This window comes from Shewanella sp. T24-MNA-CIBAN-0130 (assembly GCF_040310185.1).
Classification (GTDB): domain Bacteria; phylum Pseudomonadota; class Gammaproteobacteria; order Enterobacterales; family Shewanellaceae; genus Shewanella; species Shewanella psychromarinicola.
The window spans coordinates 1-25,962 of sequence record NZ_JBEOPP010000024.1; the positions used below are offsets into that span (position 1 = coordinate 1).

Genomic DNA, 25,962 nt, shown 5'->3' on the forward strand with positions numbered 1-25,962 from the left:
TTGGTCTGATGGATATTTTGCTTGCTCAGTCGGCAATGCCTCCGCTGATACAATTCGAAAATATATTCAAGAGCAAGCTTAGTTTATCGATTCATCCCCGCGACTTTCGCTACGCTCGGATCACGGGGTTTTCTCGACAGATTAGATAAATTTTAGTTGAATGAATAAAATAAAAATGCAGCCATTAGGCTGCATTAGAAAGGGCATATTAATTGTGCGGCCACACTTGGGTTGGGTTTCTGTTTTCATCTACCGCAACAAAAGTAAACACTCCGCGTATCGCATGTTCACGATGATCCTTGTACATGTCTTCGACATAAATATTCACTTCAACTTTAAGTGATGTATTACCAACATGGATAACATTTGCAATCAGCTCAGCCAAGCTGCCAGCGGGTATCGCTTTTTTAAAATCGATACGATCAGAACTGACGGTAACTAAAGTTTTACGACAAAAACGGGTGGCGGCGATAAAAGCCGTTTCATCCATCCAAGCTAAAGCATCGCCACCAAATAAGGTGTTATGGTGATTGGTATTAGAGGGAAAAATAGCCTTTATAACGCGCGCTTCTGATTGAGCAATCCGTGCTGCAATATCATCAGGGAAATCGGTTTGGGTTTGTGCGGGGTTTTGAGTAAGGGACATACAACTACCTAATGTTATGCAGATTAACAAAGATTTAAGCGAAAAAAGCGGCGCATTATACTGTATTGCGTTTAGCCATGTCGATGTCACTGTGCCAATTGAGCTTAATAGAGCCCGTTTATTAGCCCTTCAGTGACCTGGCCACCGCATGATTGGCACTGCAGGTGACATGGCTTAGTCTTTAGTCTTTAGTATTTTGTATTTTGTATTAGTATTGACCTTACATTTGCCCATTAATAACGCAGTAAAACACAGGAGACCATTTGTTTATTTTGATTGAGCGTCACAATATACAGACGATCAAACTCATTCGCATCATCGATCGGACGTTGTTTTTCTGCGCTGAGTCGTTCAACTAAATCTGTCGACGTATTACTGTGACCAACCACTAAAATATTTCCTTGTTGAGTTAATAGTTGTTGAGTGAATACGGCCATATCGCGAGGGTCATAAACACTCAGATTGAGTTGCTGATCTTGGCTGACGGCAGTCGCAGTTTCACGGGTACGATTATAGTCAGTGGTGAACACCTTAGTTAGCGGTGTACTGGATAACACCTTCGCTAGGCGTAACGCCCGTAATTGACCTTGTGCGGACAAACTCGGATCTTTACCATCCAGTTTTTCAGCATGTCTGACAATAAAAATAACTTGATGGTTTTTTGGGGGAGTGGCGGGATGAGTAAGTTCAACCGATGCGGGAGCATTCGCCATTAATGGAGCACACATTAGGCTCATTAAACCGATTAGAAAAGAGGTGAATAATTGCTTCATGTTGTTAATCCGCTAAATAATATTCGATGGTTGATACTACGCGTACCTGTTTAATATAAGGCGTGTTTTTATCACGATTACTGATACTGAATTGCCCCTGAGTGGCTTTCTTAATTTTACCTAATCGACTTTGCGAGTCGGAAGCAAATTTTTTGGCGACTGAACGCGCATTGGTTGTCGACTCTTCAATCATTTTGGGTTTAACGTCATTTAATCGGCTAAAAATATATTCAACTTGGGCATCATAGTTATTTTGAGAAAAGACAATACCCATTTTACCCAGTTCAGTTAATTTGGGCATCACAGCGCGTACTTTTTCGATGTCGTTAGAATAGACTGTAATCGTTTGTGACCCCGTGTAGCGTAATTCTATCGGTTGATTTCCACCATATTGTTGCGCCAACTTATCGGTAATCGTGGGCGCGGTGAGCGTAACTTCTTTTGGGGCAACATTTAGCTCGGCTAGAAAGCTAACGACTTGGTTGCTTTGGGCTTCAAGCTGTTTGTAGAGTTCATCGAGATTATTATTGGCCGCAGTAAATTGAATAGGCCAAATGACGATGTCGGCAGGATATTCATTTTCTGCTAAGCCTTTTACCGTGACACTTCGATCGAGTAACTTATATTCAATAATAGCTTGTTTAAGTAATACGCCTAGTGTGCCGAGACCCAGCGCAATCAATATGCCAAAAATAGCAGCACTACGAGACGAACTTTGCATAACAACATCCTTATGGGGGAGTGTGTGGAATGATGACATTGGTTTTTTAGCTAACGCGATTATCTGTTAATAATTGTCCACGGTTATTAAACATCATTATTTACGTTAAAGATAAGCGTTATCGACAATATTAAGCCTCCAAATTAATGACAATCATAATCGAATATGTGCTGAATGTTGGTTTTATGGATTATTTTTAATCCTAGTGTTAGCAAATGCAACCTTCAGTCGGTCACTCAGTGGCGTGTCTTGAGTGAATTAATCCGTTACGCTCAAGCATACAATAGGAGGTTCAGCAATGCGTTGCGTACATTATCCTTGCGTCACTTGTCACTTATCCCTTCTGAGGACGTTATTGATCGTAATAAATTGAATTAATTATATAAAAATGCCAACCATAAATGGCTGGCATTAGGAAACGACTATATAAAGTATTGATAATAGTATAGCCGTTATACAAAGAGGATCGTAATTGGCTTTTTATTGTGTTCGTCACTAGCCTGTGACGTGACCGCTATTTTGCCAGTAAGGCTTTACGTTCTTTCGACGCTTGGGCTAAATCGCGTAACAGCTTTTCAGAATCGGCCCAATGTAAACAGGCATCGGTAATACTTTGTCCGTAAACTAATGGTTGGCCTTTAACCACTTTCTGGTTGCCCTCAATCATAAAGCTTTCAGCCATGATACCGGCTATCGCAGTGCTTCCATTACGCAGTTGCGCCATGATGCTATCGGCAACCTTCAATTGGTTTTGATGTTGTTTCTCACTGTTACCGTGGCTAAAATCTACCACCATACGTTGAGTCACGCCCACTTGCTCTAATTGAGCGCGAGCTACTTCAATATCTTCTGCACTATAGTTAGGTGTTTTACCACCCCGTAAAATAATGTGGCCAAATGGATTGCCATGAGTACGGTAAACTGCCATCGCACCATCTTTATCCGGAGAATAAAAAATGTGTGGCGCTTGAGCAGCGCGCACCGCATCAACAGCGATATTAATGTTACCGTCAGTACCATTTTTAAAGCCGACTGGGCATGATAGCGCTGAAGCCATTTCACGGTGAATTTGGCTTTCAGTGGTACGAGCCCCAATAGCACCCCAGGTAATAAGATCTGCAATGTATTGACCGTTAACCATGTCTAAAAACTCCGTAGCGATAGGGAGTTTTAATTCGGTAATCTGTTGCAGCAGTTCACGTGCGATGCGTAAGCCTTTATTTGGGCTAAAGCTGCCGTCTAAGTCTGGATCTGAAATTAAGCCTTTCCAGCCCACAATAGTTCGTGGTTTTTCAAAGTAGACTCGCATTACAATGCACAAATCATCTTTTAGCTCATGGTGTAATGCGGATAAGCGCTCTGCATATTCGAGTGCTGCTTTAGTATCATGGATTGAGCAAGGGCCAATAATCACCAATAAGCGTTGATCTTCGCCTGCAATAATCGCTTCAACTTCTCGGCGCTGGGCAACAAGATAGTCAGCAGCATCTTGAGTCAAAGGGTATTCTGATGCCAGCTGCGCGGGTGAAATGACTTTGCTTAAAAGGGTAGTTCGTAGTTCATCTGTTTTAATTGTCATGCATATTACCGAGAAATCGTGAGATGCATCTGCATCATATTGCCCGAGATTATATACCCAAAGAAGTTCAACATGCGAGGCTTAGCCTCGGATTCTAGTGGCTAAAAAACAGATTGCCGTAAAAGACTCACCCGAATCAAGCTAGTGAACTCGGGTTTAAAAGCCTTTTTACAGTGCTTTTTATTGTTTATAAATTAGAACATGTGGCGATCTAAACCGGTTATGTCGATAATTTTTGTGGCAATTTCTTCTACGGAATGATTGGTAGTATTCACAAAAGGAATACGCTCTTTTTTATACATCATCTCGACTTCTTTTACTTCAAGTCGGCACTGTCTTAATGATGAATATCGACTGTTTTCCATGCGGCTTTGACGAATTTCATGTAAACGATGTGGGTCTATTGTTAGGCCAAATAATTTTGATTTATTACGTTTCAATGCTTCAGGTAACTTGAGATCATCCATGTCATCTTCAGTAAATGGGTAGTTTGCAGCTTTAATACCAAACTGCATTGACAGATATAAGCTTGAGGGTGTTTTGCCGCAACGCGACACACCTAATAAAATGATATCGGCTTTATCCATGTGTTTCATGGTCTGACCGTCATCATTTTCCATAGTGTAGTTAATCGCATCGATACGGGTTTCATAACCGTGGTTACTTTTACCATGGGTTCGGTGTAATAAAGGCTTAGCTTGTATACCTAAGTGTTGTTCTAATGGCGCAACAAAGGTGTTCAAAAAGTCATAATCGACACATTCACTTGAAAATATAACATTGCGGATTTCAGGATTAATGATTGAGTGAAACACAAGTGGTCTAACGCCTGTTGTAATAAAACAATCATTTATTTGTTGCTTAACTTTTTGAGCTCGCACAACCGTTTCCACAAAAGGAATTGTAAGTGCTTCAAATTCTAAAGGAAACTGCGAAAGTACCGCATGTCCAAAAACCTCTGCTGTGATCGCGGTCCCATCTGAAATATAGAATACTTTTGGTGTCATTCTGACCTCTTGTAGTAATAAAATTACAAATAAAATTATAGATTTACGCTTGTTGTGTGGGAGTGTAAGATGCTATTGCCCTTATGTGAAGTGGCCACTGAAATAAAAACTTGCGGAGATAAAACTGTGCAGCAATATGTACTCTGGTATCAAGAATTAGGCATGGGTGATGTTAACAAGGTTGGCGGAAAAAATGCATCCCTTGGAGAGATGATCAGCAATTTGGCCAACGCAGGAGTTCAGGTCCCTGGCGGCTTTGCAACAACTTCTCATGCGTTCAATGAGTTCCTTGAACAAAGTGGAGTTAACCAGAAAATTTTTGACATTCTGGCAACATTGGATGTTGATGATGTTACTGAGCTGGCAAAAGTAGGTGCGCAGATCAGACAATGGGTTATCGACACCCCATTTCAGCCAGCATTAGAAGTTGCCATTCGCGAAGCTTACGAGCAGTTGTCGAGCGAAACTCAAGAAGCGTCATTTGCAGTGCGTTCATCAGCGACAGCTGAAGATATGCCAGATGCGTCTTTTGCCGGCCAACAAGAAACATTCTTAAACGTTAAAGGGTTTGATGCTGTCATGCTGGCTGTTAAGCATGTTTATGCCTCACTGTTTAACGACCGTGCAATTTCTTATCGTGTTCATCAAGGTTACGAACATCAAGGAGTTGCTTTATCTGCTGGCGTACAACGTATGGTCCGTTCAGACAAAGCTGCTTCTGGTGTCATGTTCACCATGGACACTGAATCAGGTAACAATGACGTTGTCTTTATCACTTCATCTTTTGGTTTAGGTGAAATGGTTGTACAAGGCGCGGTTAACCCTGACGAATTCTATGTACACAAACCTATTTTAGCGCAAGGCCATCAGGCTGTTGTGCGTCGAAATATTGGTAGTAAGTTGATTCAGATGGTCTACTCTGATGATGCTGCACATGGCAAGCAAGTTAAAATTGAAGATGTTGCTGCTGAACAACGTCGTATATTCTCTATTAATGATGAAGAAGTCATGGAGCTTGCTAAGCAAGCTGTGATTATTGAAAAGCATTATGGCCGTGCGATGGATATCGAATGGGCAAAAGACGGTAACGACGGTAAGTTGTATATCGTTCAAGCTCGTCCAGAAACGGTCCGTAGCCGTGAAGATGTCCAGTTAATTGAACGTTTCCACTTGAAAACTAGGGGTGACGTAATCTGTGAAGGCCGTGCTATTGGTCATAAGATTGGTACCGGTGTGGCTAAGGTATTATCTTCGATTGATGAGATGGACCAAATTCAACCTGGTGATGTATTAGTCACCGACATGACTGACCCTGATTGGGAACCTATCATGAAGCGCGCGAGCGCGATTGTGACTAACCGTGGCGGCCGTACTTGCCATGCTGCGATCATTGCACGTGAATTAGGTGTACCTGCTGTTGTGGGTTGTGGTGATGTCACTGACCGTATTAAAACGGGCGACATTGTCACGGTATCTTGCGCTGAAGGCGATACAGGCTTAATTTATTCAGGTAAACAAGACTTTGAAATCATCACTAACCGTGTTGATACATTACCTGATTTACCGATGAAAATTATGATGAACGTCGGTAATCCTGACCGTGCATTCGACTTTGCTCGTTTACCTAACGAAGGTGTCGGTTTAGCGCGTTTAGAGTTCATCATTAACCGCATGATTGGTATTCACCCTAAAGCCTTGCTTGATTTCAACGGTCAAACTGCTGAACTGCAAACTGAAATCAATGAGATGATCGCTGGTTATGATTCTCCTGTTGAATTCTATATTGCACGTCTGGTTGAAGGTATCGCCACTATCGCATCGGCGTTCTATCCGAAGAAAGTGATCGTACGTATGTCAGACTTTAAGTCTAACGAGTATGCAAACTTAGTCGGTGGTGATCGCTACGAGCCAGATGAAGAAAACCCAATGTTGGGCTTTCGCGGTGCCAGCCGTTATATCTCTGAATCATTCCGCGATTGTTTCGCGCTTGAATGTGAAGCGATTAAACGCGTTCGTAAGCAAATGGGCTTAACCAACGTTGAAGTGATGATCCCATTTGTGCGTACTGTTAATGAAGCTGCTCAAGTGATTGAATTGCTTAAAGAACAAGGTTTAGAGCGCGGTAAAGACGGTTTACGCGTCATTATGATGTGTGAATTACCGTCAAACGCACTATTAGCTGACCAATTCCTTGAACATTTCGATGGTTTCTCTATCGGTTCAAACGACTTAACGCAGTTAACATTAGGGCTTGATCGTGACTCTGGTATTATCAGCCACTTGTTTGATGAGCGTAATGATGCGGTTAAAGCATTATTATCTATGGCCATTAAAGCGGCTAAAGCCAAAGGTGCTTATGTGGGCATTTGTGGTCAAGGCCCATCAGACCATCCCGACTTTGCGGCATGGTTAGTAGAGCAAGGTATTGATTCTGTTTCTCTTAACCCAGATACAGTGATTGACACTTGGTTATATTTAGCTGAAGCACACTCATAAATAAGCATAAAAAATACAGTTTGATTTAACCTTTAACCTGTATTTTTTTCAACTTGTTAGAAAAGCCGCTATTTAGCGGCTTTTTTTTGTTTATAATGGATGTATATGCCAATAAATAATAAGTCCTCTATGTTACCTTTGCTATCACATAAACAAACATTAGAACCTATCTATCTTGAGTATCTTGACGCGCTTGAGCAAAGCGAGTTTGAAGGTGAAATAGACAAGCGTTACAGTGCGCGGCTTATTCAGGCAACCGATAACTCGGTATACCAGTTTTTACCGCAAGCGGTTATTTATCCTCTGCATCAACAAGATGTCGAGTTAGTGTTATCGCTAGCGGCGCAACCAAAATATAAACAAGTCACTTTTAGTGCTCGAGGCGGCGGCACCGGCACTAATGGTCAGGCGTTAACTCATGGGTTAATTTTGGATGTGTCACGTCATTTAGACCAAGTGCTTGAGATTAATGTCGAAGAAGGTTGGGCTAGAGTACAAGCTGGGGTGATTAAAGACGCCTTAAATGATGCCTTACGCCCGCATGGATTATTTTTCAGTCCCGATTTATCAACGTCTAATCGTGCCACTATTGGCGGTATGGTTAATACCGATGCCTCTGGTGCTGGCTCATTAGTTTACGGAAAAACATCAGATCACGTGTTAGGCGTGACCAGTGTACTCATTGATGGCAGCGTACTGACCACAACGCCTATTGCCCATAACAAGGTTGATCAACAACCCTTTGGTGCTAATAAGCTGGGCAATACCATCGCCAGCCAAATAGCGGCGATATGCTTGCAAAAACGGGACACTATTATTGAACGTTTCCCTAAATTGAACCGGTTTTTAACCGGCTATGATTTAAAGCATGTGTGGAACGATGACCTTAGCCAGTTTGATTTATCGCGTATTCTCACCGGTTCGGAAGGCACGCTGGCAGTGATCACCGAAACCAAGCTTAATCTTACCCCATTACCTAAAACTCGGATGATGGTGAATATTAAGTATGACTCATTTGAATCCGCGTTACGTCATGCGCCATCATTAGTACAGGCCAAAGCGACCGTCGTTGAAACCGTTGACTCCAAAGTGCTCAACCTTGCCCGTGAAGACATTATTTGGCATTCGGTTGCTGAGCAAATTAAAGCCGTACCGAACAAGATCATAGAAGGTCTTAATATGGTTGAGTTTGCCGGTGAAGATGATGAGGTTAACCATAAAGTCGCGCTATTAGAGGAGATGCTCAGCGGCCAACTCAGTCAACCCCAATTTGGTTTAGTCGGTTTTCAAATCATTACCGACATAAGTGATATCGACAGTATTTATGCAATGCGTAAAAAAGCGGTTGGCTTATTAGGTGCCACTAAAGGGACTCGTAAACCATTAGCCTTTGCCGAAGATACTGCCGTACCGCCAGAAAACTTAGCAGACTATATTATGGAATTTCGGGCGCTACTCGATAGCCATAATTTGCAGTACGGTATGTTTGGTCATGTTGATGCGGGCGTATTACATGTACGCCCGGCGCTTGATATGTGTGATGTCGCCGATGAGCAATTACTCAAAGTGATTTCAGATCAAGTTGCGGCATTAACGCTTAAATATGGCGGGCTGATGTGGGGTGAGCATGGCAAAGGGGTTCGCGGTGAATATGGCCCAGCCGTGTTTGGCGACGAACTCTATGGCGTACTGGAGCAGATCAAAGGTTTGTTTGATCCTGATAATCGTCTCAATCCTGGTAAATTAGTGGCGCCGCCTAAGTCAGGCCCATTGCTATTTAATGTCGACAGCGTTAAACGCGGCAGTTTCGATAGACAAATCCCAGTGCAGGTGCGTGACGCGTTTCCTGATGTGATGAACTGTAATGGTAATGGTCTGTGTTTTAACTACAGCAGTTATTCACCTATGTGCCCGTCGTTTAAAGTCACCGGTGACAGAGTGCAATCACCTAAAGGTCGTGCGGGCTTAATGCGTGAATGGTTGCGTTTACTTGAAGCTGAAGGGGTCGATGTTGACGCTTTGGAAAAGTCTTCCCCACTGGGATGGATGCAACGAATTCAAAATACCCTAAACAACCAACGTGACTATGATTACTCCCATGAAGTGATGGAGTCACTTAAAGGCTGTTTGGCGTGTAAGGCCTGTTCTGGTCAATGTCCGGTCAAAGTAGATGTGCCGAAATTTAGGGCGCAATTTTTTAATATTTACTACAAACGTTATTTACGTCCTGCTAAAGATTATTTAGTTGCCGGTATCGAAGATTCATTGCCGTTGATGGCGGCCATGCCTAAATTGACAAACTTAGCCTCGCAAAACCCGCTGAGTAAATGGGTGATTAAAAAAGTCATTGGTTATGTCGATGCGCCTAAGCTATCAGTGCCTACACTAAAACAGCGCTTAGACGGACATTCAAGCCGCGGTTACGATTTGGGTTCCTTGTATACCATCCCTGAAGCGCAGCGCAGTCAATATGTGTTGGTGGTGCAAGACCCGTTTAACAGTTTTTATGATGCAGGCTTGGTTTACCGTTTTATTCAATTAATTGAAAAGCTTGGATTTAAGCCGATATTGCTGCCATTTAAACCCAATGGTAAGCCGACACATATTAAAGGCTTTTTGGACAAGTTTGCTAAAACAGCGCAAAACAGTGCTGACTTCTTAAACCGCGTTCATGCCCTTGGTATGCCGATGGTCGGGTTAGATCCTGCATTAGTATTATGTTATCGCGATGAGTATAAAGAAGCCTTAGGTCAGCGTCGTGGGCCATTTAAGGTGCTGTTAGCCAATGAATGGTTAACTGATGTTGTGGCATCTCGAAGTGAAGCGTCAGCTTTAGCAAAAGATGCACCGCAATACACTTGGTTCAGTCATTGCACTGAATCGACAGCGAAACCGAATACCGCCAATGAATGGAAAGCCATTTTTAGCCATTTTGGCGCCAAATTACACAGTGTTAATTTGGGGTGTTGCGGTATGGCGGGCACCTACGGTCACGAACTTGAAAACGTTGAGCGTTCTGAAATACTGTTTGAGATGTCTTGGCAGCCGAGCATTGAAAAAATTGCTCAACACAGCCAAGTATTGGTATCTGGATATTCTTGTCGCAGCCAAGTGAAGCGCTTTGCAGGCTTTAAACCTCAGCATCCGATTGAAGCATTGCTTAAATTAATGACATCATAGAAGAGGCCGATTATGGAAGATGAAACAGAAACATTAAGTTCATATACTCGACCTGACGGTGTCGTGTTATGCAGTGATGACACACTGTTTCATATTCAAGCTAATGGTGATTGGCTGTATCTAAACAGTCCGTTGCCAGCAAAGTTTGCGGCCTTGTTTAGTAGTATCTTGCATTGCATCGAAGGCGAGTATTTTTTGATCACTCCCGTAGAGAAGGTTAAAGTATCGGTTGAGGCTTATCCCTTATTGCTGGTGGACTATCATGCCGATCCTATTGACGGTTATAAAAAAAATAAACTGATATTTACCAGTAGCATAGGTACACAAATGCCCGTCATCGATGTTGCTGATATTACTGTGACAGACGATGGTATTTATGCACCAGTAGTACGGGGCCTAGTAGGGCAATTAAATCGCGCCTGCTATTATCGTTACATTAATGAATATTTATCTTTTGACTAAAATAGCTTTTCTTAACGTATAGAGATGGTAATCTAAAAATAAGTTCAAGTGTGATTTAGCTGCTGTAAAGGCATTGGCATTAGTCTTAAACCAGTCAATACATCCCACTGACGATGTAGGAGGTATCATTTGAAACGATTTGAAAGTTTAAGTTACCTGATTTCCCATCTTAATATTGCCTTGCAGCAAGAACTCGACACGCGTTTAAAGCGCTATGAGTTAGACAGTAAACTTTGGCCGGTGTTGTTTACGTTGTGGCAAGAGGAAGGATTAAGTCAAACAGAGTTGTCTAAGCGTTGTGATGTGGCCAACTACACAATGACTCGTCTGCTTGATCATCTGCAAGTCCAGGGATTTGTTACCCGTCACCAAGAAGCGGATAACCGCCGCGCATTTCAAATATTTTTAACCGACAATGGCAAAGCACTCGAGCAAGACCTAATTCATGAAGCCGGGTGGGTTAATCAACACTTTTTAGCGGCATTAACCGATGTTGAACAAAGCGAGTTTATGCGCTTACTGAATAAAGTGAATCAATTTAACCAATAAATAGAGTCGATAAGTTCAGTTAATAATATCTCAGGGTAGTAGCCGCTATTTATTTTTTTATGGCCTGCGACCGCTAAAGTCGTGGCCCTTGCTCACATCTAATACACAGACCAAAAGGGGAACTACAGCTAACCTCTTTTTGATCTCTTCAGCCGTTTCGGCATTTCCCTTAGTTACTTAACCTGATGTGATGGTCTCCTTCCACTACGGCATCGATTTGCCATGATTGAAGTGGTTACAAACAATCAAAATGGGAGAAGACAAAATAAAGATTACTTAAATCGCTGATGCTAAAATTTTGCGATGGGATTAGCCAGCACTTTTAACCTCATTTGTAACCGTCTTAGGTTCATCTTATTTGTAAAAAGTGAGAATGCTAACGTTTCCGCTGATGCATCTTGTGCTGAATGAATATTATTGATTAAAACGCTTCTGAAAAATCATTCATTATTAAAACCTATCTTTTGCGGCTTGCATACCATCATAAAAAGCTAGCGTCATCTAAGTTAAAAGTCCCTATATTGATTACCGTAGCACTGCTAGATAAATGGTGCATATTAGACAGTATGACTTCAAATGTTAACCAAGACATTAGGGTCCAAAATTACCCAGAAATAGTAGGCGCTCCATGACAAATTGATGAGAGTTTTACTATAATTAACAAGACAAAGGATTAAAGGACTATTTTTTATGGTTAAGGTCAAAAGGATTGTTCTGGATGTACTCAAACCTCATCAACCTAATGCGCTTGATTTTTCTCGGGCCATTGCCGAAACAGGTGTCGATTATCAAGTAAAACTGGTTGTTCTTGAGATGGATGAAAATACCGAAACGGTTCAAATAGAGCTGTTTGGTAGCGCGATTGATTTTAAAGGCGTTCAATCTGCCATTAGCAACATGGGTGGTTCTCTTCACAGTATTGATGAGGTTGAAGTACATAATGAAACGGTTGCTGGTTAACATTTTATGAGTCTGTTAAATCAGGCCAAATTTTTATTAGATATCACCCGTACGCGGGGGATTGTGCGTCGTTATTTTGTTGTTAATGGCTTTGATGGTGCACTTACCATGCTAGGACTGATCATGGGTTTTCTTGTCAGTACCCCCGCCGATTTATCAATGATTATTGGTGTCTGTTTGGGTGCGGCGATTGCGCTGAGCATTAGTGGTATTAGTAGTGCTTACATCAGTGAATCTGCAGAGCGAAAGCATGCTTTGGGGCAACTGGAGAGGGCAATGATGAGTGATCTTCAACATAGTGCGCATGGCATCGCAACGCGCTGGGTACCCTTGTTGATTGCATTGGTGAATGGCCTAGCGCCGCTGGTCATTTCACTGTTAATATTATCGCCACTATGGCTGGCAACTGCCGGCGTCAACCTTCCTATTCCACCTCTGTATGCCGCCATCTTTGTGGCCCTGCTGCTCACTTTTTTATTGGGGGTTTTTCTTGGCCGGATATCCGGGGTGACGTGGTTACGCAGTGGCATACAGGCATTGCTAGTGGCGGTGATAACCGCCTCGCTTATTTACTTATTGGTCGGAAACTAACATGTCATCAGTAAAGTGGCACAGTTTACCATTTGCAGATGTTCTACAGCGGCTTAACTCTTCGTTAACAGGCCTGACCACGGAGCAGGCAAAAAAACGCCTGATTGAATATGGCCATAATGCTATTATCCAAAAACGACGACGTTCTCTGCTGTACATTTTACTCGGACAGTTTTCTGATTTCATGATTATTGTGTTGCTGGTAGCTGCGGTGATTTCGGGTTTTATCGGTGAGCCACAAGATACCATTGCCATTTTAGTGATTGTATTACTTAATGCGGTTATCGGCACTGTACAGGAATTTAAGGCAGAGCGAGCCGTGGCGGCATTGCGAAAAATGGCAGCGCCAGAGGCCTATGTACTACGTGATGGTCATCAAGTGACTCTTGGCGCAACAGAGCTGGTGCCGGGTGATGTTGTCATACTGGAAGCAGGCAATATTGTGCCTGCTGATCTGCGCTTACTGGAAGAGGAAGAGCTGCTGGTCGATGAATCAACATTGACTGGTGAATCGCACGCAATAGAAAAGCAAACAGAGCCGTTAGCGGATACCGCGTTGGCCATTGGTGATCGTGTTAATCTAGTATTTAAGAGCAGCATGATCACTCGTGGACGTGGCAAGGGGGTGGTGGTTGCCAGTGGAATGGAAACCGAGATAGGCCAGATTGCTGGGTTGCTACAAGATGAAGCCAGTGTCAAAACACCGCTCCAAACGCGATTGTCACGTTTTGGCCGTTACCTTGCTTTGGCCGTGCTGGCAATATGTGTGGTGGTGTTTGCTGCAGGCTTGCTGCAAGGACAGCCCATATTACTGATGTTTTTGACCTCGGTGAGCTTGGGCGTTGCCGCGATACCGGAAGCACTGCCGGCGGTGGTGACCATTTCACTTGCTCTGGGTGCGCGTAACTTGATTCGGCATAACGTGCTAGTGCGTAACTTACCCGCAGTGGAGACCCTAGGTTCAGTTACCTATATCTGTACTGACAAGACAGGTACTCTGACACAAAATCTCATGACCGTTGAGTTATTTTTCGCCGCTGGAGAGCAGCGCGGATCACTGCCTGAGCCAGAAGCCAGTATTCCATGGGCTGAGCTGGGCCAAGCCATGGCACTGAACAATGACATCATGGAAAAAGATGGAAAACCCGCAGGTGAACCGACCGAACTGGCGCTGTTTGAAGCAGCTCACATGGCCGGTTTTGACAAGTCCATCTTAGAGCTGACAACGCCACGTATAGCTGTGATTGCGTTTGATAGCGAACGAAAACAGATGACAACCTTGCATCAAACCGCCGATTTAGTGACTGCGTACATCAAAGGTGCGCCGGAACAGGTACTACAACAATGTATTCAGGGCTTAAATAATGATGGGGTTACAGCCTTTGAAGTCGCGGCCGTGTTGGCTGAGGCCGCACAGTTAGCGAATAAAGGTTACCGTGTACTGGCATTTGCAAAACGTGAATTTAGCTGTTTACCTGAGTCAGTGGACGCCGAAACAGTGGAGCGAGAACTCACCTTTCTGGGGCTGGTGGCGCTGATCGACCCGCCACGGCCTGAAGTACCCCAGGCTGTGAATGATTGCCTTACCGCGGGCATTATTCCGGTAATGATTACTGGCGATCATCCAGGTACCGCGATGGCGATAGCACAACGTCTGGGTATTATAGATGATGATAGAAAGGTGTTAAGTGGTGATCAACTCGCTAAAATACCTGATGAAGAATTCTCCCGCCTAGTTGACTCGATACGGGTGTACGCGAGGGTGACGCCTGAACAAAAATTACGTATCGTCAAAGCGTTGCAAGACAAAGGCGAATTTGTCGCTATGACCGGAGATGGCGTCAATGATGCGCCGGCATTGAAGCGGGCGAGTATTGGCGTGGCCATGGGGCTGAAGGGAACCGATGTAGCTCGTGAAGCTTCGGATATGGTATTACTGGATGATGATTTTTCCTCGATCGTTCGAGCGATACGGTCGGGGCGCCGCACCTTCGATAATATTCGCAAATTTATCAAATATACTTTGAGTTCCAATGCCGGTGAAATATTGACCTTATTCTTAGCACCATTTTTCGGGTTGCCTATTCCTTTACTGCCGATCCATATCCTGTGGATTAACCTAGTGACCGATGGCCTGCCGGGCCTTGCATTAACCACCGAGCCAGCCGAACCGGATATAATGAATCGTGCGCCATGTCCTCCAAAGGAAAGTATTTTTTCTCATGGTATGTGGCAGCATATTCTCTGGGTTGGGTTATTTATTGGTGGAATATCCATTGCTACTATGGCGTGGGCTATTTCCCGTGATGTCGTTTACTGGCAGACTATGGTGTTTACCGTATTAACCGTATCGCAGTTGTTTCACTCACTGGCGGTTCGCAGCGAGAGCACTTCATTCTTGCGCATTGGTTTATTCAGTAATTTACCAATGCTAGGGTCATTTTTGCTGACGTTGTTATTACAGATGGTGGTGATTTATACGCCCGCATTAAATACCATTTTCCATACCCAGCCTCTACCAATGGTCGATCTTGCTGTCTGTCTGTTTATTTCTTCGCTTATTCTGTTTGCTGTCGAGATTGAAAAATGGCTAATGCACCGTGGTGTTATATACGCATAGTGCGTTACCACTATGGCCTACGGTGACTAACGTCGTGGTGCTTCGCCCACACTAGGCCATATCTTAAACCCACTTTTGTCCACCTCTCAGCTGGCATGGCTAGCTAAGGTCGCACGCCCCAAAGCAATTTAGAGCGACTACTCATTCACGATATACTTATATCGGTTTGCCATATATTTACTCATGCGAGCAATGGGGTTAGTTTCAATATCAATTAATTTACAAGAATGATTCTAAAAAAATGGCTAACCTTACTTAGCTTATAAAGTAAGGTTAGTACCAAAGGTAAAGCGGATATAATTGGCTAGTTCATTTTGAGATAGTCGCTAGAAAATGGCATCTTTTTCTACGTTTCAGCACCATAAAACCTTCCCATAGAGTGTTATGTTTATGTGTACGGCTATAATTGATTTATGCTAAAACACCGCCTAAGTTTCTCGTTATGAAAACACAGAAATGTTAGTAATAGCATGTTTAGCACTAGCCTCCAGCCCCCACAATACGCATCTTCAACACGTGTAAGAGTCACTACCTGATCTGAGAAATTACTACTCCAAATGGGGCCAAGTGAAAAATTTGCTGCCCATTGCTGCTACAGGTAGTACAACAACACGTAGGCCGATAGCAACCCAGCGATCCATAGCACAGTAGTGCCCACGGGCCAAGAGCGCGCGAACACGCCGCGCTCTTGGCTATCTGCTGTATGCGGTTGGCCTAGGTAACGCACTGCCATACGTTGTAAGAATTTCTGCAAGCGGTTTCGTTGTTGCGTAACCACTTCACCTAGTGAGCTAAGCGCTCGTTCGATCAACCTAAACAATGAAAAGGCCGCACGTCGCCAAAGCCAATCTGTGTCGAGGCTAATCGTCATGGTACGTTTCATTAGTGGCAATAATACGAAGAAAGCCAGTCCTGAAAATAGCAACAACTGCAAGTAGAAAAGTACTTTACCAATCGAGTACGGTTGGTAGTCAACGGGATAGGGAAGCAGGGCATAAAGCATTTCAGGGAAAACACCCAGTAAAATGCACAAGCTGGCAAAAATGATCATCGCCAACCCCATATTCCATGGCGCATCTTTTGGTCTTAACCCCGAGTCTTTTTGGAAGAACACAAACCATGGGAATTTGATCCCGGCATGAAGAAATACACCGGCCGACGCGGCGGTTAATGCCATGTAAACCCACACTAGATTTCCATCAACAGCTGCCTGGGATATCATGCTTTTTGTTGTAAAACCTGAAGTCAGTGGAAAACTTGAAATGGCTAGCGCGCCAATAATACCGCAGACGCAGGTGAGTGGCATGGTGCGAAATAGTCCACCCAGCTCCATACATTTATTTTTCCCGGTGCGGTATATAACAACCCCAGCACTCATAAACAGGAGTGCTTTATATATAATATGTGCAAAAGCATGAGCCGTCGCGCCATTAAGAGCCATTTCGGTACCAATGCCTACGGCAACCACCATAAATCCTACTTGGTTAACCACGGAATAGGCAAGGATCCGCCGTACATCATTTTCCAATAAGGCGAAAATAATACCGTACATAACCATAAATAGACCTATGCCAATTAGCACAGGTTCGCCTGGGAATAATAATATCAGTGCCAGTACAGCTGTTTTGGTCGTAAATGCCGACAGGAACACCGAGCCTGTGGGGGTAGATTCAGGGTATGCATCGGCTAGCCAAGCTGATACCGGAGGGGCCGCGGCGTTTATCAATATGCCGATAAGTATCATCCATGTGCTGAAATCTGTTGCCAGCATAGGTTGAATTTGGATAGAACCGGTACCTATCACTACACCTTCAATTCCAACTTTAAGCACCACGCCACCGAGAAGATGCATGATGGCATAACGTATTCCAGCTGCTCGTGCACCAGGCGTTCCACCACACCACACAACAATGGTAGAAAATATCGCCATCAGTTCCCAGTATAAAAACATCGTAATGAGGTCGCCGGCAAAACAGACGCCTATAGCACCTGCAGCGTATGCAAAGGCTGCGGCAAGTTCATACCAACGCGCTATACGAAAAGAGTAAAGACCTCCTACAAAGACCATGATCGCAAAAATAGTAGCAAACAATCGCCTTAGCGGACTCCCCTCGAGGGGTTCAATATTGTATGAAAGAAATTTTACCGTGCCCTGAACACCATCAGGGATCTGCCATATGGCCCACAGGGTAATAATTGGCGCTATTAATATGACAGCCGTCCGCGCGTGACCCTTAACCAAACATATTAGAACAGCAGCTATTAGCAGGATAAATGCTGGAGAGAAAAGTTCAAACGTCATTGCTGCTCTCCTTTACCTTGTCATGACTGGGGGCTGAGGTTTGAACTTGTTCTGGTTCATCGTAATAGTCTAGTGGGCGTTTTAGAAACAGACCTAATAATTTTGCGACTAGTACCATCACCAGACAACTGACAAATCCATAAACTGCACCAAACCCAAACCAGCCATCAAAGCCGAAATAACCTTTAACGTATATGACTGTCTGCGCAAGCACCACCAAGGTCAGTACAACACTGAAACCAATCCAGAGCTTACGAATCGTTGAAGGTCGCACTAACCAGTGCAATTGTTTTTCGTCATTCATTTTAACCGAGCCCCTTAACTACTTGGCTTTCCAATTCAATGACTGGACCGTTAAATAAAAAGAAAGCCAGTGTCAGTATGGCGGTCATACACAATGCCAGCACAGCTAAAAACGGTGCTTCGCCGTGTTCCTTGTCACCGTCTTTTTCTCGCTCAAACCAAACTAGGTATAAAATCGGCAAAAAGTAAGCGGCATTAAGAACGGTACTTGCAATGATGGTGAATACTGCCACTAGATTGTTAGCTTCGAAAGCTCCGGCCAAAATATACCATTTTGAGACGAATCCCGCGGTGGGAGGGACACCAATCATGCTCAGGGCACCGATGGTAAACGCCGCCATTGTCCATGGCATGCGCCTACCAATACCCCGTAATTGATGGATTTCGGTTTTTTTGGAGGCAACATAAATTGCGCCTGCAGCAAAGAACAAAGTAATCTTACCAAAAGCATGCGCCACCATATGTATGGCGGCTCCAACCTCTGCGAGTGGTTTGAGAATGGCTGAGGCCATAACCACATACGATAGCTGGGCAATAGTTGAGTAGGCTAGTAGGCGTTTGATGTTGGTTTGGCGCATTGCAACTAGACTCGCTACAATGATGGTAAAAGCCGCAACATATAAAAGCCATTCTGAGCTGGGTGATTCAAATAGATATTCAATCCCGAATATATAAACGATGATCTTGGTGATCGCAAAAACACCAGCTTTAACTACCGCAACGGCATGCAGTAAAGCGCTCACTGGGGTAGGTGCCACCATAGCCGCCGGTAGCCATTTGTGTACAGGCATCACTGCAGCCTTGCCAATACCGAATACAAACAAGGCCAGAAGTAACCCTATTTCTGGGTCATTCAACTTACCGGCGAGGATCCCGCCTGTAGTAAAGTCACCCGTTCCTGCCACGGTATAAGTCCAGATGATTGCAGGAAGGAACAAACCAATAGATGTACTGAGTAAAACACCCAGATAAATTCTTGCCGAACGTATTGTAGCCGCATCGCCTTTATGTGCTACCAGAGGGTATGTCGAGAGTGTTAATAGTTCGTAGAATAAAAAGAGAGTGAATAGATTCCCAGCGAAAGCAACACCAATAGTGGCTGAAAGAGCTAGCGCGAAGCATACAAAAAATCTAGTTTGGTTTTTCTCTTTATTACCGCGCATGTAGCCAACGGAATATATCGAGTTGATGAGCCAAAGTCCGGATGCCAATGCTGCGAATAACATGCCCAGAGGTTCAACAGTAAAGGCAATGTTGAGCCCTGGCATGACCTCGCTAACGTCTATCGAGGGCCGTCCTCCATCCATAAGGATCGGAAGTAATCCCCATACCACCCAGATTAATGAAACAGACGTAATAGCCGTTGCAGCTTCGCGAATATTAGGGCCTATACGCCCAGCAAGGGAAATAGCCAGAGCTCCTACTATTGGAAGGCCAATGGCGACTAATATGGTCGTTTCTGGTGTCATTGTGAACCCTCCAAGAGAAGGGCTGCAGCACTATTTGCGAGTTCTAATGGAACCTGTGGAAACAGTCCGAAGTATATATTGAGTAGTGCAATAAAACCGGTAACTAATAACATTTGTACTGGTGCTTCAGATGTTGGGCCTTCTCCGTCAACAGGAGCTTGGAAGTAAAGTGCTTCAACGATGCGCCAAACATAAACCACCGCCATCAAGGAACTGACGAGAATAATTGCTACTAGCCCCCAACCCCAAGGTCCGCTTTCCAAAGCTGCGGTAATAAGTAGCCATTTACTAATAAATCCCGCAGTACCAGGCACGCCGATTAAGCTCAAACCACACACAACAAAAGCAGCACAAGTCCAAGGCATACGAGCTGCAGCACCACCGAGTTGATTTAGGCGCAAGTCGCGATACTTATAAGCTAGACAAGCAACCGCGAGGAACAAGCCTCCTTTTGCCAGCGCATGGTTGAACAGATGCATCGCGCTGGCGCTGAGTCCGGCCATGCTGACAAAGCTAGCACCAAGCAAAATATAGCCTATTTGTGCAATAGATGATGAAGCAAGCAGTCTTTTAAGATGTCCTTCGAACATCGCGACTGCTGAGGCAATAAGTATTCCGAGAATGGCCAATGGCATCGCAAACAATGCGAACTGAATTTCGTGATCCTCAAGCGTGGCCTGAAATACCATATAGTCAAATCGGATCAGTACATACAGTGCAACCTTGGTCGCGCAAGCAGCGAGAAACACAGTCACCATGTGCGGTGCGTGTGTATAGGCGTTTGGCACCCAAACATGCAAAGGAAACACTGCAGCTTTAAGAGCCAAACCAATAGTGATGAATCCCGCCGCGACTAGAACCGGATTTATGTCGGTAACATCACCGAGGCGATCTTGTATATCAGCTAAGTTAAGTGTGCCGGTCATCATATAGATTAACCCCACACCAATCAGGTAGAAGGTTGCGCCAATAGTGCCCATCATTAGATATTTGAAAACCGCTGGAAGTGCGCGACGGTCTGGACCACCTGCTATTAATATGTAGCTGGCCAGCGATGAAATTTCCATGAAGACAAAAATATTGAAGGCATCTGCTGATACGACAATACCCACAAGTCCAGATAGAACCAGTAACCATGCTGAGTAGAATAGTGGCTGACGTTCAGATTCAACCTGTTGATCAATGCTTGATCTGGCTGCCAACAAGGCTGTAGCGCCGGCACCTGTGATCACCAGTAATAACAGTGCACTAAACGCATCTACCGACAAGGCAATACCATAAGGTGCAGGCCAGCCCCCCATGGCGTACTCGAGGGTTTGACCGTCTAAAACAGCTAAGGCAAGCGTCAGAGCGATGGCAAAACTCACCAAAGCGGCGGCAGTTGCCCCCGCCCATGCCAGACCTCGTGGTTGTAATAGGACAATAAGTGGTGCCGATAACATCGGTACCACAACTTGTAAAGCAGGAAGGTGTGCTAATAAGTCCATAGTAGTTAGTCGGCGTCCAAAATTTCGTTTTCTTCTATCGTGCCGTAACATTCACTGATACGTACCACAATGGCCAGTCCCAATGCGAGAGTAGATACTCCCACAACGATGGCTGTTAGTATCAGTACTTGTGGTACTGGGTTTGAAAATATTTGATCTTCTACACCGCTTTGTATGATGGGGGCTGTCCCGCCTTCTACCTTGTCCATAGTAATATACATAAGGAATACAGCAGATTGAAATATGGATAATCCAATTAGTTTTTTTATCAAATTGATTTTGCTAATCACGGCATACAGTCCCACCGTTAAAATGATAGCGAATACCCAATAATTGAAGTAGCCCAGCAGTTCCAATAGTTTCATGACAATCTCTCACGGGCAGCGAACGCATGGAAAATGGCCAGAAGTGCACCACAAACCGCCATGCCAACGCCGGCCTCGATAATTAATATACCCAGCTGTTGTCCAAACACTGGGTCAGCGGCTAGTACTGAATAATCTAGAAATGCTCCTCCCATCAACATGCAAGCCACACCCACGCCGCCATATAGCAATGCACCGCCTATAACCATACCCAACAGCACCCCGCGAGGTATTGCGCGCAACGCTTCGGATTCGCCTTCGAGCACGGCGTAAAGGATTACGCCTGTGGCAATAATTGCACCAGCTTGGAATCCACCGCCCGGGCCATATTCGCCATGGAATTGTACATAAAGACCAAATAACACGATAAACGGGATCAGCAGTCGGCCGACTACTTGGGGGATCAGATGGTGGCGTAGACCACTACTTTTTTTAATCACGGGCTGATTTTTTCGTGGAGGGCTCACACCAAGGATGAATAAAACCCCGATACAAGCAGCGAAAACAACAAACACCTCGCCCAGCGTGTCATAGCCTCGAAAGCTGCCAAGGATTGCGGTGACCACATTGGGAATATCGATATACTCAGGCGTTTTTTCTAGATACCAAGGCGCAAGATGTTGATGCACTGGGGCATCAGGGTCGCCGAGCCGTGGTTTGTCGAAAGTGGCGTATATTATTAGCAATGCCAGAACGCTCACAGTACCTAGAGCTACCCACCGACCTCCCTCTCGAGCTTTTTCCCGGTCACCAGTCAGCTCCAATGCACAGAGGAAGATTACCGTTGTCACTCCAGCACCCACCGCGGCTTCTGTGAGTGCTACATCAGCAGCGTCCAAAATAAAAAAGTTGGCCGCCATTAGTAAACTGAATATAGATGTCAGCATTACCGCGACAAACAGGTCGTCGGTGCGCACTATCGCAATAGCGGTAATGACGAGAAGGGTCAGTAGGAACAGTGCAAAAATTAAGATCATTCTCCGGTCCCCTCTTTGGGTAAGTTGCTAGCCTTGGGTGCGTCGCTAGCGCTTCCATCGTCTGGCTTAAGACCGGATAATAGCGCGGCATTGGCCAGCGCATAGGTAGCGGTTGGGCCAGTCAGTAGCAAAAACAGCATAATAGCAAACAGTTTAATAGCGGCTAGGGACAAACCGGCTTGTAGGATCATACCAACAAAAATTAAGATAGTCGCCATGGTATCAGTAAGACTGGCGGCATGAATTCTGGTGTAAAAGTTTGGCAGGCGCAGGCCGCCTATGCCGCCGATCAACACGCAGGCACCACCTAGAACGAGTAGAATCCAACTCAGAATATCTAGCGCGACATCAATCATTTTCTGCCTCAGAATCAGATTTTCTTCGGGAACGATTTTGGAAATAATTTAATACTGCAAGAATCCCGACCATATTGACCAGAGCGTAGGCCAACGCAAGATCAAGAAAATCAGGCCGACCGTAAAGAAATGCAATGACGGACAGTAACAAAACGGTCTTGGTACCAAACACATTGACTGCCAGTACGCGATCGTAAACGCTTGGCCCTTTAAGTGCTCTTACTAGGGCCAATACCATGGTCACCAAAATGGCTATAGAGACAACAATATACATAATTAGCGGGGCTCCAGAGCTGCTACTCGACGATTCGCTTCGCCTTTTTGTAATTCTCTTGCACTTTCACTGGTCAGGCAATGAATCAATACTTTTCCCTCGTGTAAATCCAACGTGACGGTTCCCGGGGACAGGGTAATGGAATTGCCAAAAATTACTTGGCCCACGTCCGTTCTGGCTTCCGCTTCAAGCACAACCACGGTGGGGCTTATAGGCATAGAGGGTTTCAGGATCAGCTTGGCTACGTCCAGACTCGAAATAATAATCTCTCGCAGCAGCCACAACCAATAGCCAGGCAGGCGAGGCATAAGTCTAAGCAAATCTGTATGATGCCGGAAAAAGCCCATACGATGTGCCAAGTAAACGCTGAGCAAGCAGGACAAAGCCCCCAAACTCATGACCAGTGGTTTGTAGAGTCCCGACCACAGAAGCCAAGATATTGCTAAAATAAGCAGAAGTAGCAAAACAGACGAGAGTCTTGTTTCGCCGCGTTGAAACGTATGCTGGGCTAGAGTTAAGTTCATAGTTTGCAAGGGTAGTTTTTCAGTAATGATTTATAGACGACTTCCATCGCCGGTTCATTTTCTTCGCTGCTATCTGTTTGGGCTGCTAGATCGGCGACGATAACGTTAACTACATCGCGCAATGGCAGCGGATCTCCGAGGCAAAAACCGGCTAGGTCTGCTGCTCTGGAACGGTCTAAACGGTTTGGCATACGAGTGCGAATCGCGCGTTCCGCGAAGGTCTCCTTACTTGCAAGGGCACTTTCGGCATTTAGCATGACTCTTGCATCGGTTGCTATTGCACCATCGATAAAGCCTTGAATATAGCGGACACAATACTGACCATCAACGCTTTCTGGTTCAGCGTTAAACAGTGCGCAGTGCGATGAAAGTTCTTGAGCCGTCAGTACTTCTACTGCCTTAGCTGGTGGTACGGACAACAATTGAACGGCCAAAAAAGCGAAAACCATTAAGGGGAAACTATCTTTTGACATATAAATCCTTTTTTTCTAATGATTTAACTTTATCCAATTAATCATAGTACTAAAAGTCGATTTTAGTTGTTTTTTCATCAATAAAAAATTGATAATGTATTTTGAGAAAATAAACATTAGATGAGAGAAAAGTACATTAGGGAATTATATGGTAAAGCTTAATTATCATCACTTGCAGTATTTTCATGCGATAGCGACACATGGCAGTATCGCTCAAGCATCAAAAGTCATGCATATTACGCCACAAACGCTTAGTGCTCAGTTAAACTTATTAGAAGTTCAATTAGGATATAGTTTGTTTGACCGAAAAGGTAAGCGTTTGGTGCTTAATGATATGGGTCACATCACACTGAGCTACGCACAGGAAATATTCAGTTTAGGAGATGAACTGATTCATTCATTGAAAAATCATTCAACTGACTTTTTTTTTCGTTTTTCCATCGGAGTCACTGATGTCATCGCGAAAGTGTTTTCATTTAATTTATTAAAAGCGGTCTACACGATGGACGACTCTATTAAGTTAGTGTGTAAAGAAGCGAGCTTGGACGTATTACTTGGAGAATTAGCGCTAAATAAACTTGATGCTGTTTTAAGTGATACATCATTGCCAACAGGTTCTTCGTTAAAAGCATACAGTCACCTCGTAGGTCAATCCGGTATTAGTTTTTTTGCTCATAAAAATCTTGCTAAAACGTTAGCTGTTAACTTTCCACACTCTCTTGACGGTAATCCATTTTTTACGGCAGGAGAAGGATCTAATCAGCATTTGAGTGTACTTTCTTGGTTTAATGAACTAAATATATCGCCCCAAATAATAGGTGAATTTGACGACTCAGTGTTGGCCAAATATTTTGGGCAAGCAGGGTACGGTGTTTTTTGCGCGCCAACTATCATTGAAAATCATGTTATAGAACAATTTGATGTTGAAATTATTGGAAGAACAACGGAAATTACTGAACATTATTATTTAATATCGCCTGAGCGAAAGATTAAACATCCCGCCGTTCAGCATTTATTAACTGAAGGAAAAAAACTGTTTAATCAGCCTATAGTTTAAGATCTTTAGTGAGAACCCTGACATCGTCGTTGCTACCGATTAAATTGGCTATAGGAAATATCGTTTTATTATCATTTCTTTTGTAATAATGATCGGCCAGTGGTTTCAATATGATTGAGAAACTTAGTCGCGAGCCAGGTTTACCGTTTTGATTTAGACTAAACAAACCAATAAGAATTCATCGACAATTATTTTATCGGTAAACGTACAAGCCAAGTTCTCCACCATACATCAAGGTATGTGCCGACAATATTGATACACCTAGCCTTGACATAACCAAGTGTTTAATCGCTTCATTTATTATTAGCTCAACTCGTTACAGGGGAAAAGTGTGTTTGAGGTATTGATTAATTCAGCTTACTTGGTATTGGTTTAGCTTGATTTATAACGTAGCTTCATTTGAACTTATTGCCTGCAGCAGGTGAGCTACAGTACGTAGTAAATGTCGCGATCACAGGGATGTGAAAGAGTGACCTTAGTGCAGATGATTAAGCGAGACGCCAGCTCTTGATTTTACAATCAGCATCCTTGTGGGCTTAACCAAAACATCCCTGTTTTGGATACTCGCTGACTCATCTACACCTGTAATTTAACTCTCTTCGATTTAGCCGCATAGTTGTCTATAGATGAAAGCTAAAGAGGAAAAGCTCAAATCTAATTAGCGGACTTACTTTTGTCGGATAGACGACAATTGTTGCCAAGTGCCGCCCTCCTATGAACCCAGCGTGCAACTTTCACTAATTGCAATACTATTTCGAATGATTAGTTGGATTCACTTAACTTAACATTGT

General features: G+C 44.0%; 24 protein-coding genes. 9 read left to right on the forward strand and 15 right to left on the reverse strand.

All coding sequences use genetic code 11. The annotated features are described in order from the left end of the window. A partial coding sequence (locus tag AAEZ02_RS11210) for a transposase (RefSeq protein WP_351089687.1) occupies positions 1-82 on the forward strand: 82 nt, incomplete at its 5' end. Between the two features lie 126 nt (positions 83-208). Here AAEZ02_RS11210 and AAEZ02_RS11215 read toward each other — a convergent pair. The 5 genes from AAEZ02_RS11215 to ppsR form a co-directional block, all read right to left on the reverse strand. Then, complete coding sequence (locus tag AAEZ02_RS11215) at positions 209-646, reverse strand: acyl-CoA thioesterase (RefSeq protein WP_101030892.1); 438 nt, start codon at positions 644-646, stop codon at positions 209-211. Positions 647-879: 233 nt separating this feature from the next. Then, positions 880-1,419 carry a SixA phosphatase family protein gene (locus AAEZ02_RS11220; RefSeq protein WP_124014352.1) on the reverse strand — a complete coding sequence of 180 codons (540 nt, stop codon included), beginning with the start codon at positions 1,417-1,419 and terminating at the stop codon, positions 880-882. Positions 1,420-1,423: 4 nt separating this feature from the next. Then, the gene (locus AAEZ02_RS11225; protein ID WP_124014353.1) at positions 1,424-2,140 is read right to left on the reverse strand and encodes an SIMPL domain-containing protein; all 717 of its coding nucleotides are present in this window, start codon (positions 2,138-2,140) and stop codon (positions 1,424-1,426) included. A 514-nt stretch (positions 2,141-2,654) separates the two neighbouring features. Next, entirely contained in the window at positions 2,655-3,719 is a 1,065-nt protein-coding gene (locus AAEZ02_RS11230) for a 3-deoxy-7-phosphoheptulonate synthase (RefSeq protein ID WP_101030898.1), read from the reverse strand. A gap of 194 nt (positions 3,720-3,913) precedes the next feature. Then, complete coding sequence (gene ppsR / locus AAEZ02_RS11235) at positions 3,914-4,726, reverse strand: posphoenolpyruvate synthetase regulatory kinase/phosphorylase PpsR (protein WP_101030900.1); 813 nt, start codon at positions 4,724-4,726, stop codon at positions 3,914-3,916. A 126-nt stretch (positions 4,727-4,852) separates the two neighbouring features. Between ppsR and ppsA the strand changes: the two genes are divergently transcribed. From ppsA to AAEZ02_RS11270, 7 genes are all read left to right on the forward strand, one after another. Beyond that, the gene (gene ppsA, locus AAEZ02_RS11240; protein ID WP_351074500.1) at positions 4,853-7,222 is read left to right on the forward strand and encodes a phosphoenolpyruvate synthase; all 2,370 of its coding nucleotides are present in this window, start codon (positions 4,853-4,855) and stop codon (positions 7,220-7,222) included. Positions 7,223-7,351: 129 nt separating this feature from the next. After that, positions 7,352-10,402, forward strand: a complete 3,051-nt coding sequence (gene ydiJ / locus AAEZ02_RS11245) for a D-2-hydroxyglutarate dehydrogenase YdiJ (RefSeq protein ID WP_351123132.1) — start codon at positions 7,352-7,354, stop codon at positions 10,400-10,402. 12 nt (positions 10,403-10,414) lie between these two features. Continuing rightward, positions 10,415-10,864: a DUF1285 domain-containing protein gene (locus tag AAEZ02_RS11250; RefSeq protein ID WP_335686220.1), complete on the forward strand. Its 450-nt coding sequence runs from the start codon at positions 10,415-10,417 to the stop codon at positions 10,862-10,864. Between the two features lie 129 nt (positions 10,865-10,993). Continuing rightward, positions 10,994-11,413: a MarR family winged helix-turn-helix transcriptional regulator gene (locus tag AAEZ02_RS11255; RefSeq protein WP_101030906.1), complete on the forward strand. Its 420-nt coding sequence runs from the start codon at positions 10,994-10,996 to the stop codon at positions 11,411-11,413. Positions 11,414-12,103: 690 nt separating this feature from the next. Continuing rightward, on the forward strand, positions 12,104-12,373 hold the full coding sequence (locus tag AAEZ02_RS11260; RefSeq protein ID WP_124014292.1) for a DUF211 domain-containing protein: 270 nt from the start codon (positions 12,104-12,106) through the stop codon (positions 12,371-12,373). A gap of 6 nt (positions 12,374-12,379) precedes the next feature. Then, a complete protein-coding gene (locus AAEZ02_RS11265) occupies positions 12,380-12,964 on the forward strand; it encodes a VIT1/CCC1 transporter family protein (protein ID WP_101030910.1) in 585 nt (194 codons plus the stop codon). A 1-nt stretch (position 12,965) separates the two neighbouring features. Next, entirely contained in the window at positions 12,966-15,584 is a 2,619-nt protein-coding gene (locus AAEZ02_RS11270; RefSeq protein WP_351074461.1) for a cation-translocating P-type ATPase, read from the forward strand. 592 nt (positions 15,585-16,176) lie between these two features. Here the strand turns inward: AAEZ02_RS11270 and AAEZ02_RS11275 are convergent. From AAEZ02_RS11275 to AAEZ02_RS11320, 10 genes are read right to left on the reverse strand one after another with little or no spacing between them, the layout of a single operon-like run. After that, positions 16,177-17,886, reverse strand: coding sequence for a Na(+)/H(+) antiporter subunit D (locus AAEZ02_RS11275; RefSeq protein ID WP_124013884.1), 1,710 nt, complete (start codon positions 17,884-17,886; stop codon positions 16,177-16,179). Next, positions 17,876-18,190, reverse strand: coding sequence for a hypothetical protein (locus tag AAEZ02_RS11280; protein WP_124013885.1), 315 nt, complete (start codon positions 18,188-18,190; stop codon positions 17,876-17,878). The genes AAEZ02_RS11275 and AAEZ02_RS11280 overlap by 11 nt, the downstream gene beginning before the upstream one ends. A gap of 1 nt (position 18,191) precedes the next feature. Then, positions 18,192-19,658 carry a monovalent cation/H+ antiporter subunit D family protein gene (locus tag AAEZ02_RS11285; RefSeq protein WP_124013886.1) on the reverse strand — a complete coding sequence of 489 codons (1,467 nt, stop codon included), beginning with the start codon at positions 19,656-19,658 and terminating at the stop codon, positions 18,192-18,194. Beyond that, positions 19,655-21,145 (reverse strand): monovalent cation/H+ antiporter subunit D family protein, encoded by a 1,491-nt coding sequence (locus tag AAEZ02_RS11290; protein ID WP_124013887.1) that lies wholly within the window; start codon positions 21,143-21,145, stop codon positions 19,655-19,657. Before AAEZ02_RS11290 ends, AAEZ02_RS11285 begins: the two co-directional genes overlap by 4 nt. A 5-nt stretch (positions 21,146-21,150) precedes the next feature. After that, on the reverse strand, positions 21,151-21,510 hold the full coding sequence (locus AAEZ02_RS11295; RefSeq protein ID WP_101030922.1) for a cation:proton antiporter subunit C: 360 nt from the start codon (positions 21,508-21,510) through the stop codon (positions 21,151-21,153). Continuing rightward, positions 21,507-22,487, reverse strand: coding sequence for a DUF4040 domain-containing protein (locus AAEZ02_RS11300; RefSeq protein ID WP_124013888.1), 981 nt, complete (start codon positions 22,485-22,487; stop codon positions 21,507-21,509). Before AAEZ02_RS11300 ends, AAEZ02_RS11295 begins: the two co-directional genes overlap by 4 nt. Next, on the reverse strand, positions 22,484-22,843 hold the full coding sequence (mnhG, locus tag AAEZ02_RS11305; RefSeq protein ID WP_124013889.1) for a monovalent cation/H(+) antiporter subunit G: 360 nt from the start codon (positions 22,841-22,843) through the stop codon (positions 22,484-22,486). The genes AAEZ02_RS11300 and mnhG overlap by 4 nt, the downstream gene beginning before the upstream one ends. Next, positions 22,836-23,117, reverse strand: a complete 282-nt coding sequence (locus tag AAEZ02_RS11310; protein ID WP_233768506.1) for an MrpF/PhaF family protein — start codon at positions 23,115-23,117, stop codon at positions 22,836-22,838. Before AAEZ02_RS11310 ends, mnhG begins: the two co-directional genes overlap by 8 nt. A 2-nt stretch (positions 23,118-23,119) precedes the next feature. Then, the gene (locus tag AAEZ02_RS11315) at positions 23,120-23,641 is read right to left on the reverse strand and encodes a Na+/H+ antiporter subunit E (protein WP_267898623.1); all 522 of its coding nucleotides are present in this window, start codon (positions 23,639-23,641) and stop codon (positions 23,120-23,122) included. Beyond that, positions 23,638-24,114, reverse strand: a complete 477-nt coding sequence (locus AAEZ02_RS11320) for a Rap1a/Tai family immunity protein (RefSeq protein WP_351074466.1) — start codon at positions 24,112-24,114, stop codon at positions 23,638-23,640. Before AAEZ02_RS11320 ends, AAEZ02_RS11315 begins: the two co-directional genes overlap by 4 nt. Positions 24,115-24,262: 148 nt before the next feature. On the opposite strand from AAEZ02_RS11320, the gene nhaR reads away from it, so the two are divergent. Next, on the forward strand, positions 24,263-25,171 hold the full coding sequence (gene nhaR / locus AAEZ02_RS11325) for a transcriptional activator NhaR (RefSeq protein WP_124013891.1): 909 nt from the start codon (positions 24,263-24,265) through the stop codon (positions 25,169-25,171). The last annotated feature ends 791 nt before the right edge of the window (positions 25,172-25,962 follow it).

What these genes read in the sequence shown, in the direction of transcription:
- AAEZ02_RS11215 (WP_101030892.1), bottom strand. Translation starts at nt 646, where the DNA reads ATGTCCCTTACTCAAAACCCCGCACAAACCCAAACCGATTTCCCTGAT.
- AAEZ02_RS11220 (WP_124014352.1), bottom strand. Translation starts at nt 1,419, where the DNA reads ATGAAGCAATTATTCACCTCTTTTCTAATCGGTTTAATGAGCCTAATG.
- AAEZ02_RS11225 (WP_124014353.1), bottom strand. Translation starts at nt 2,140, where the DNA reads ATGCAAAGTTCGTCTCGTAGTGCTGCTATTTTTGGCATATTGATTGCG.
- AAEZ02_RS11230 (WP_101030898.1), bottom strand. Translation starts at nt 3,719, where the DNA reads ATGACAATTAAAACAGATGAACTACGAACTACCCTTTTAAGCAAAGTC.
- ppsR (WP_101030900.1), bottom strand. Translation starts at nt 4,726, where the DNA reads ATGACACCAAAAGTATTCTATATTTCAGATGGGACCGCGATCACAGCA.
- ydiJ (WP_351123132.1), top strand. Translation starts at nt 7,352, where the DNA reads ATGTTACCTTTGCTATCACATAAACAAACATTAGAACCTATCTATCTT.
- AAEZ02_RS11250 (WP_335686220.1), top strand. Translation starts at nt 10,415, where the DNA reads ATGGAAGATGAAACAGAAACATTAAGTTCATATACTCGACCTGACGGT.
- AAEZ02_RS11260 (WP_124014292.1), top strand. Translation starts at nt 12,104, where the DNA reads ATGGTTAAGGTCAAAAGGATTGTTCTGGATGTACTCAAACCTCATCAA.
- AAEZ02_RS11265 (WP_101030910.1), top strand. Translation starts at nt 12,380, where the DNA reads ATGAGTCTGTTAAATCAGGCCAAATTTTTATTAGATATCACCCGTACG.
- AAEZ02_RS11270 (WP_351074461.1), top strand. Translation starts at nt 12,966, where the DNA reads ATGTCATCAGTAAAGTGGCACAGTTTACCATTTGCAGATGTTCTACAG.
- AAEZ02_RS11275 (WP_124013884.1), bottom strand. Translation starts at nt 17,886, where the DNA reads ATGACGTTTGAACTTTTCTCTCCAGCATTTATCCTGCTAATAGCTGCT.
- AAEZ02_RS11280 (WP_124013885.1), bottom strand. Translation starts at nt 18,190, where the DNA reads ATGAATGACGAAAAACAATTGCACTGGTTAGTGCGACCTTCAACGATT.
- AAEZ02_RS11285 (WP_124013886.1), bottom strand. Translation starts at nt 19,658, where the DNA reads ATGACACCAGAAACGACCATATTAGTCGCCATTGGCCTTCCAATAGTA.
- AAEZ02_RS11290 (WP_124013887.1), bottom strand. Translation starts at nt 21,145, where the DNA reads ATGGACTTATTAGCACACCTTCCTGCTTTACAAGTTGTGGTACCGATG.
- AAEZ02_RS11295 (WP_101030922.1), bottom strand. Translation starts at nt 21,510, where the DNA reads ATGAAACTATTGGAACTGCTGGGCTACTTCAATTATTGGGTATTCGCT.
- AAEZ02_RS11300 (WP_124013888.1), bottom strand. Translation starts at nt 22,487, where the DNA reads ATGATCTTAATTTTTGCACTGTTCCTACTGACCCTTCTCGTCATTACC.
- mnhG (WP_124013889.1), bottom strand. Translation starts at nt 22,843, where the DNA reads ATGATTGATGTCGCGCTAGATATTCTGAGTTGGATTCTACTCGTTCTA.
- AAEZ02_RS11310 (WP_233768506.1), bottom strand. Translation starts at nt 23,117, where the DNA reads ATGTATATTGTTGTCTCTATAGCCATTTTGGTGACCATGGTATTGGCC.
- AAEZ02_RS11315 (WP_267898623.1), bottom strand. Translation starts at nt 23,641, where the DNA reads ATGAACTTAACTCTAGCCCAGCATACGTTTCAACGCGGCGAAACAAGA.
- AAEZ02_RS11320 (WP_351074466.1), bottom strand. Translation starts at nt 24,114, where the DNA reads ATGTCAAAAGATAGTTTCCCCTTAATGGTTTTCGCTTTTTTGGCCGTT.
- nhaR (WP_124013891.1), top strand. Translation starts at nt 24,263, where the DNA reads ATGGTAAAGCTTAATTATCATCACTTGCAGTATTTTCATGCGATAGCG.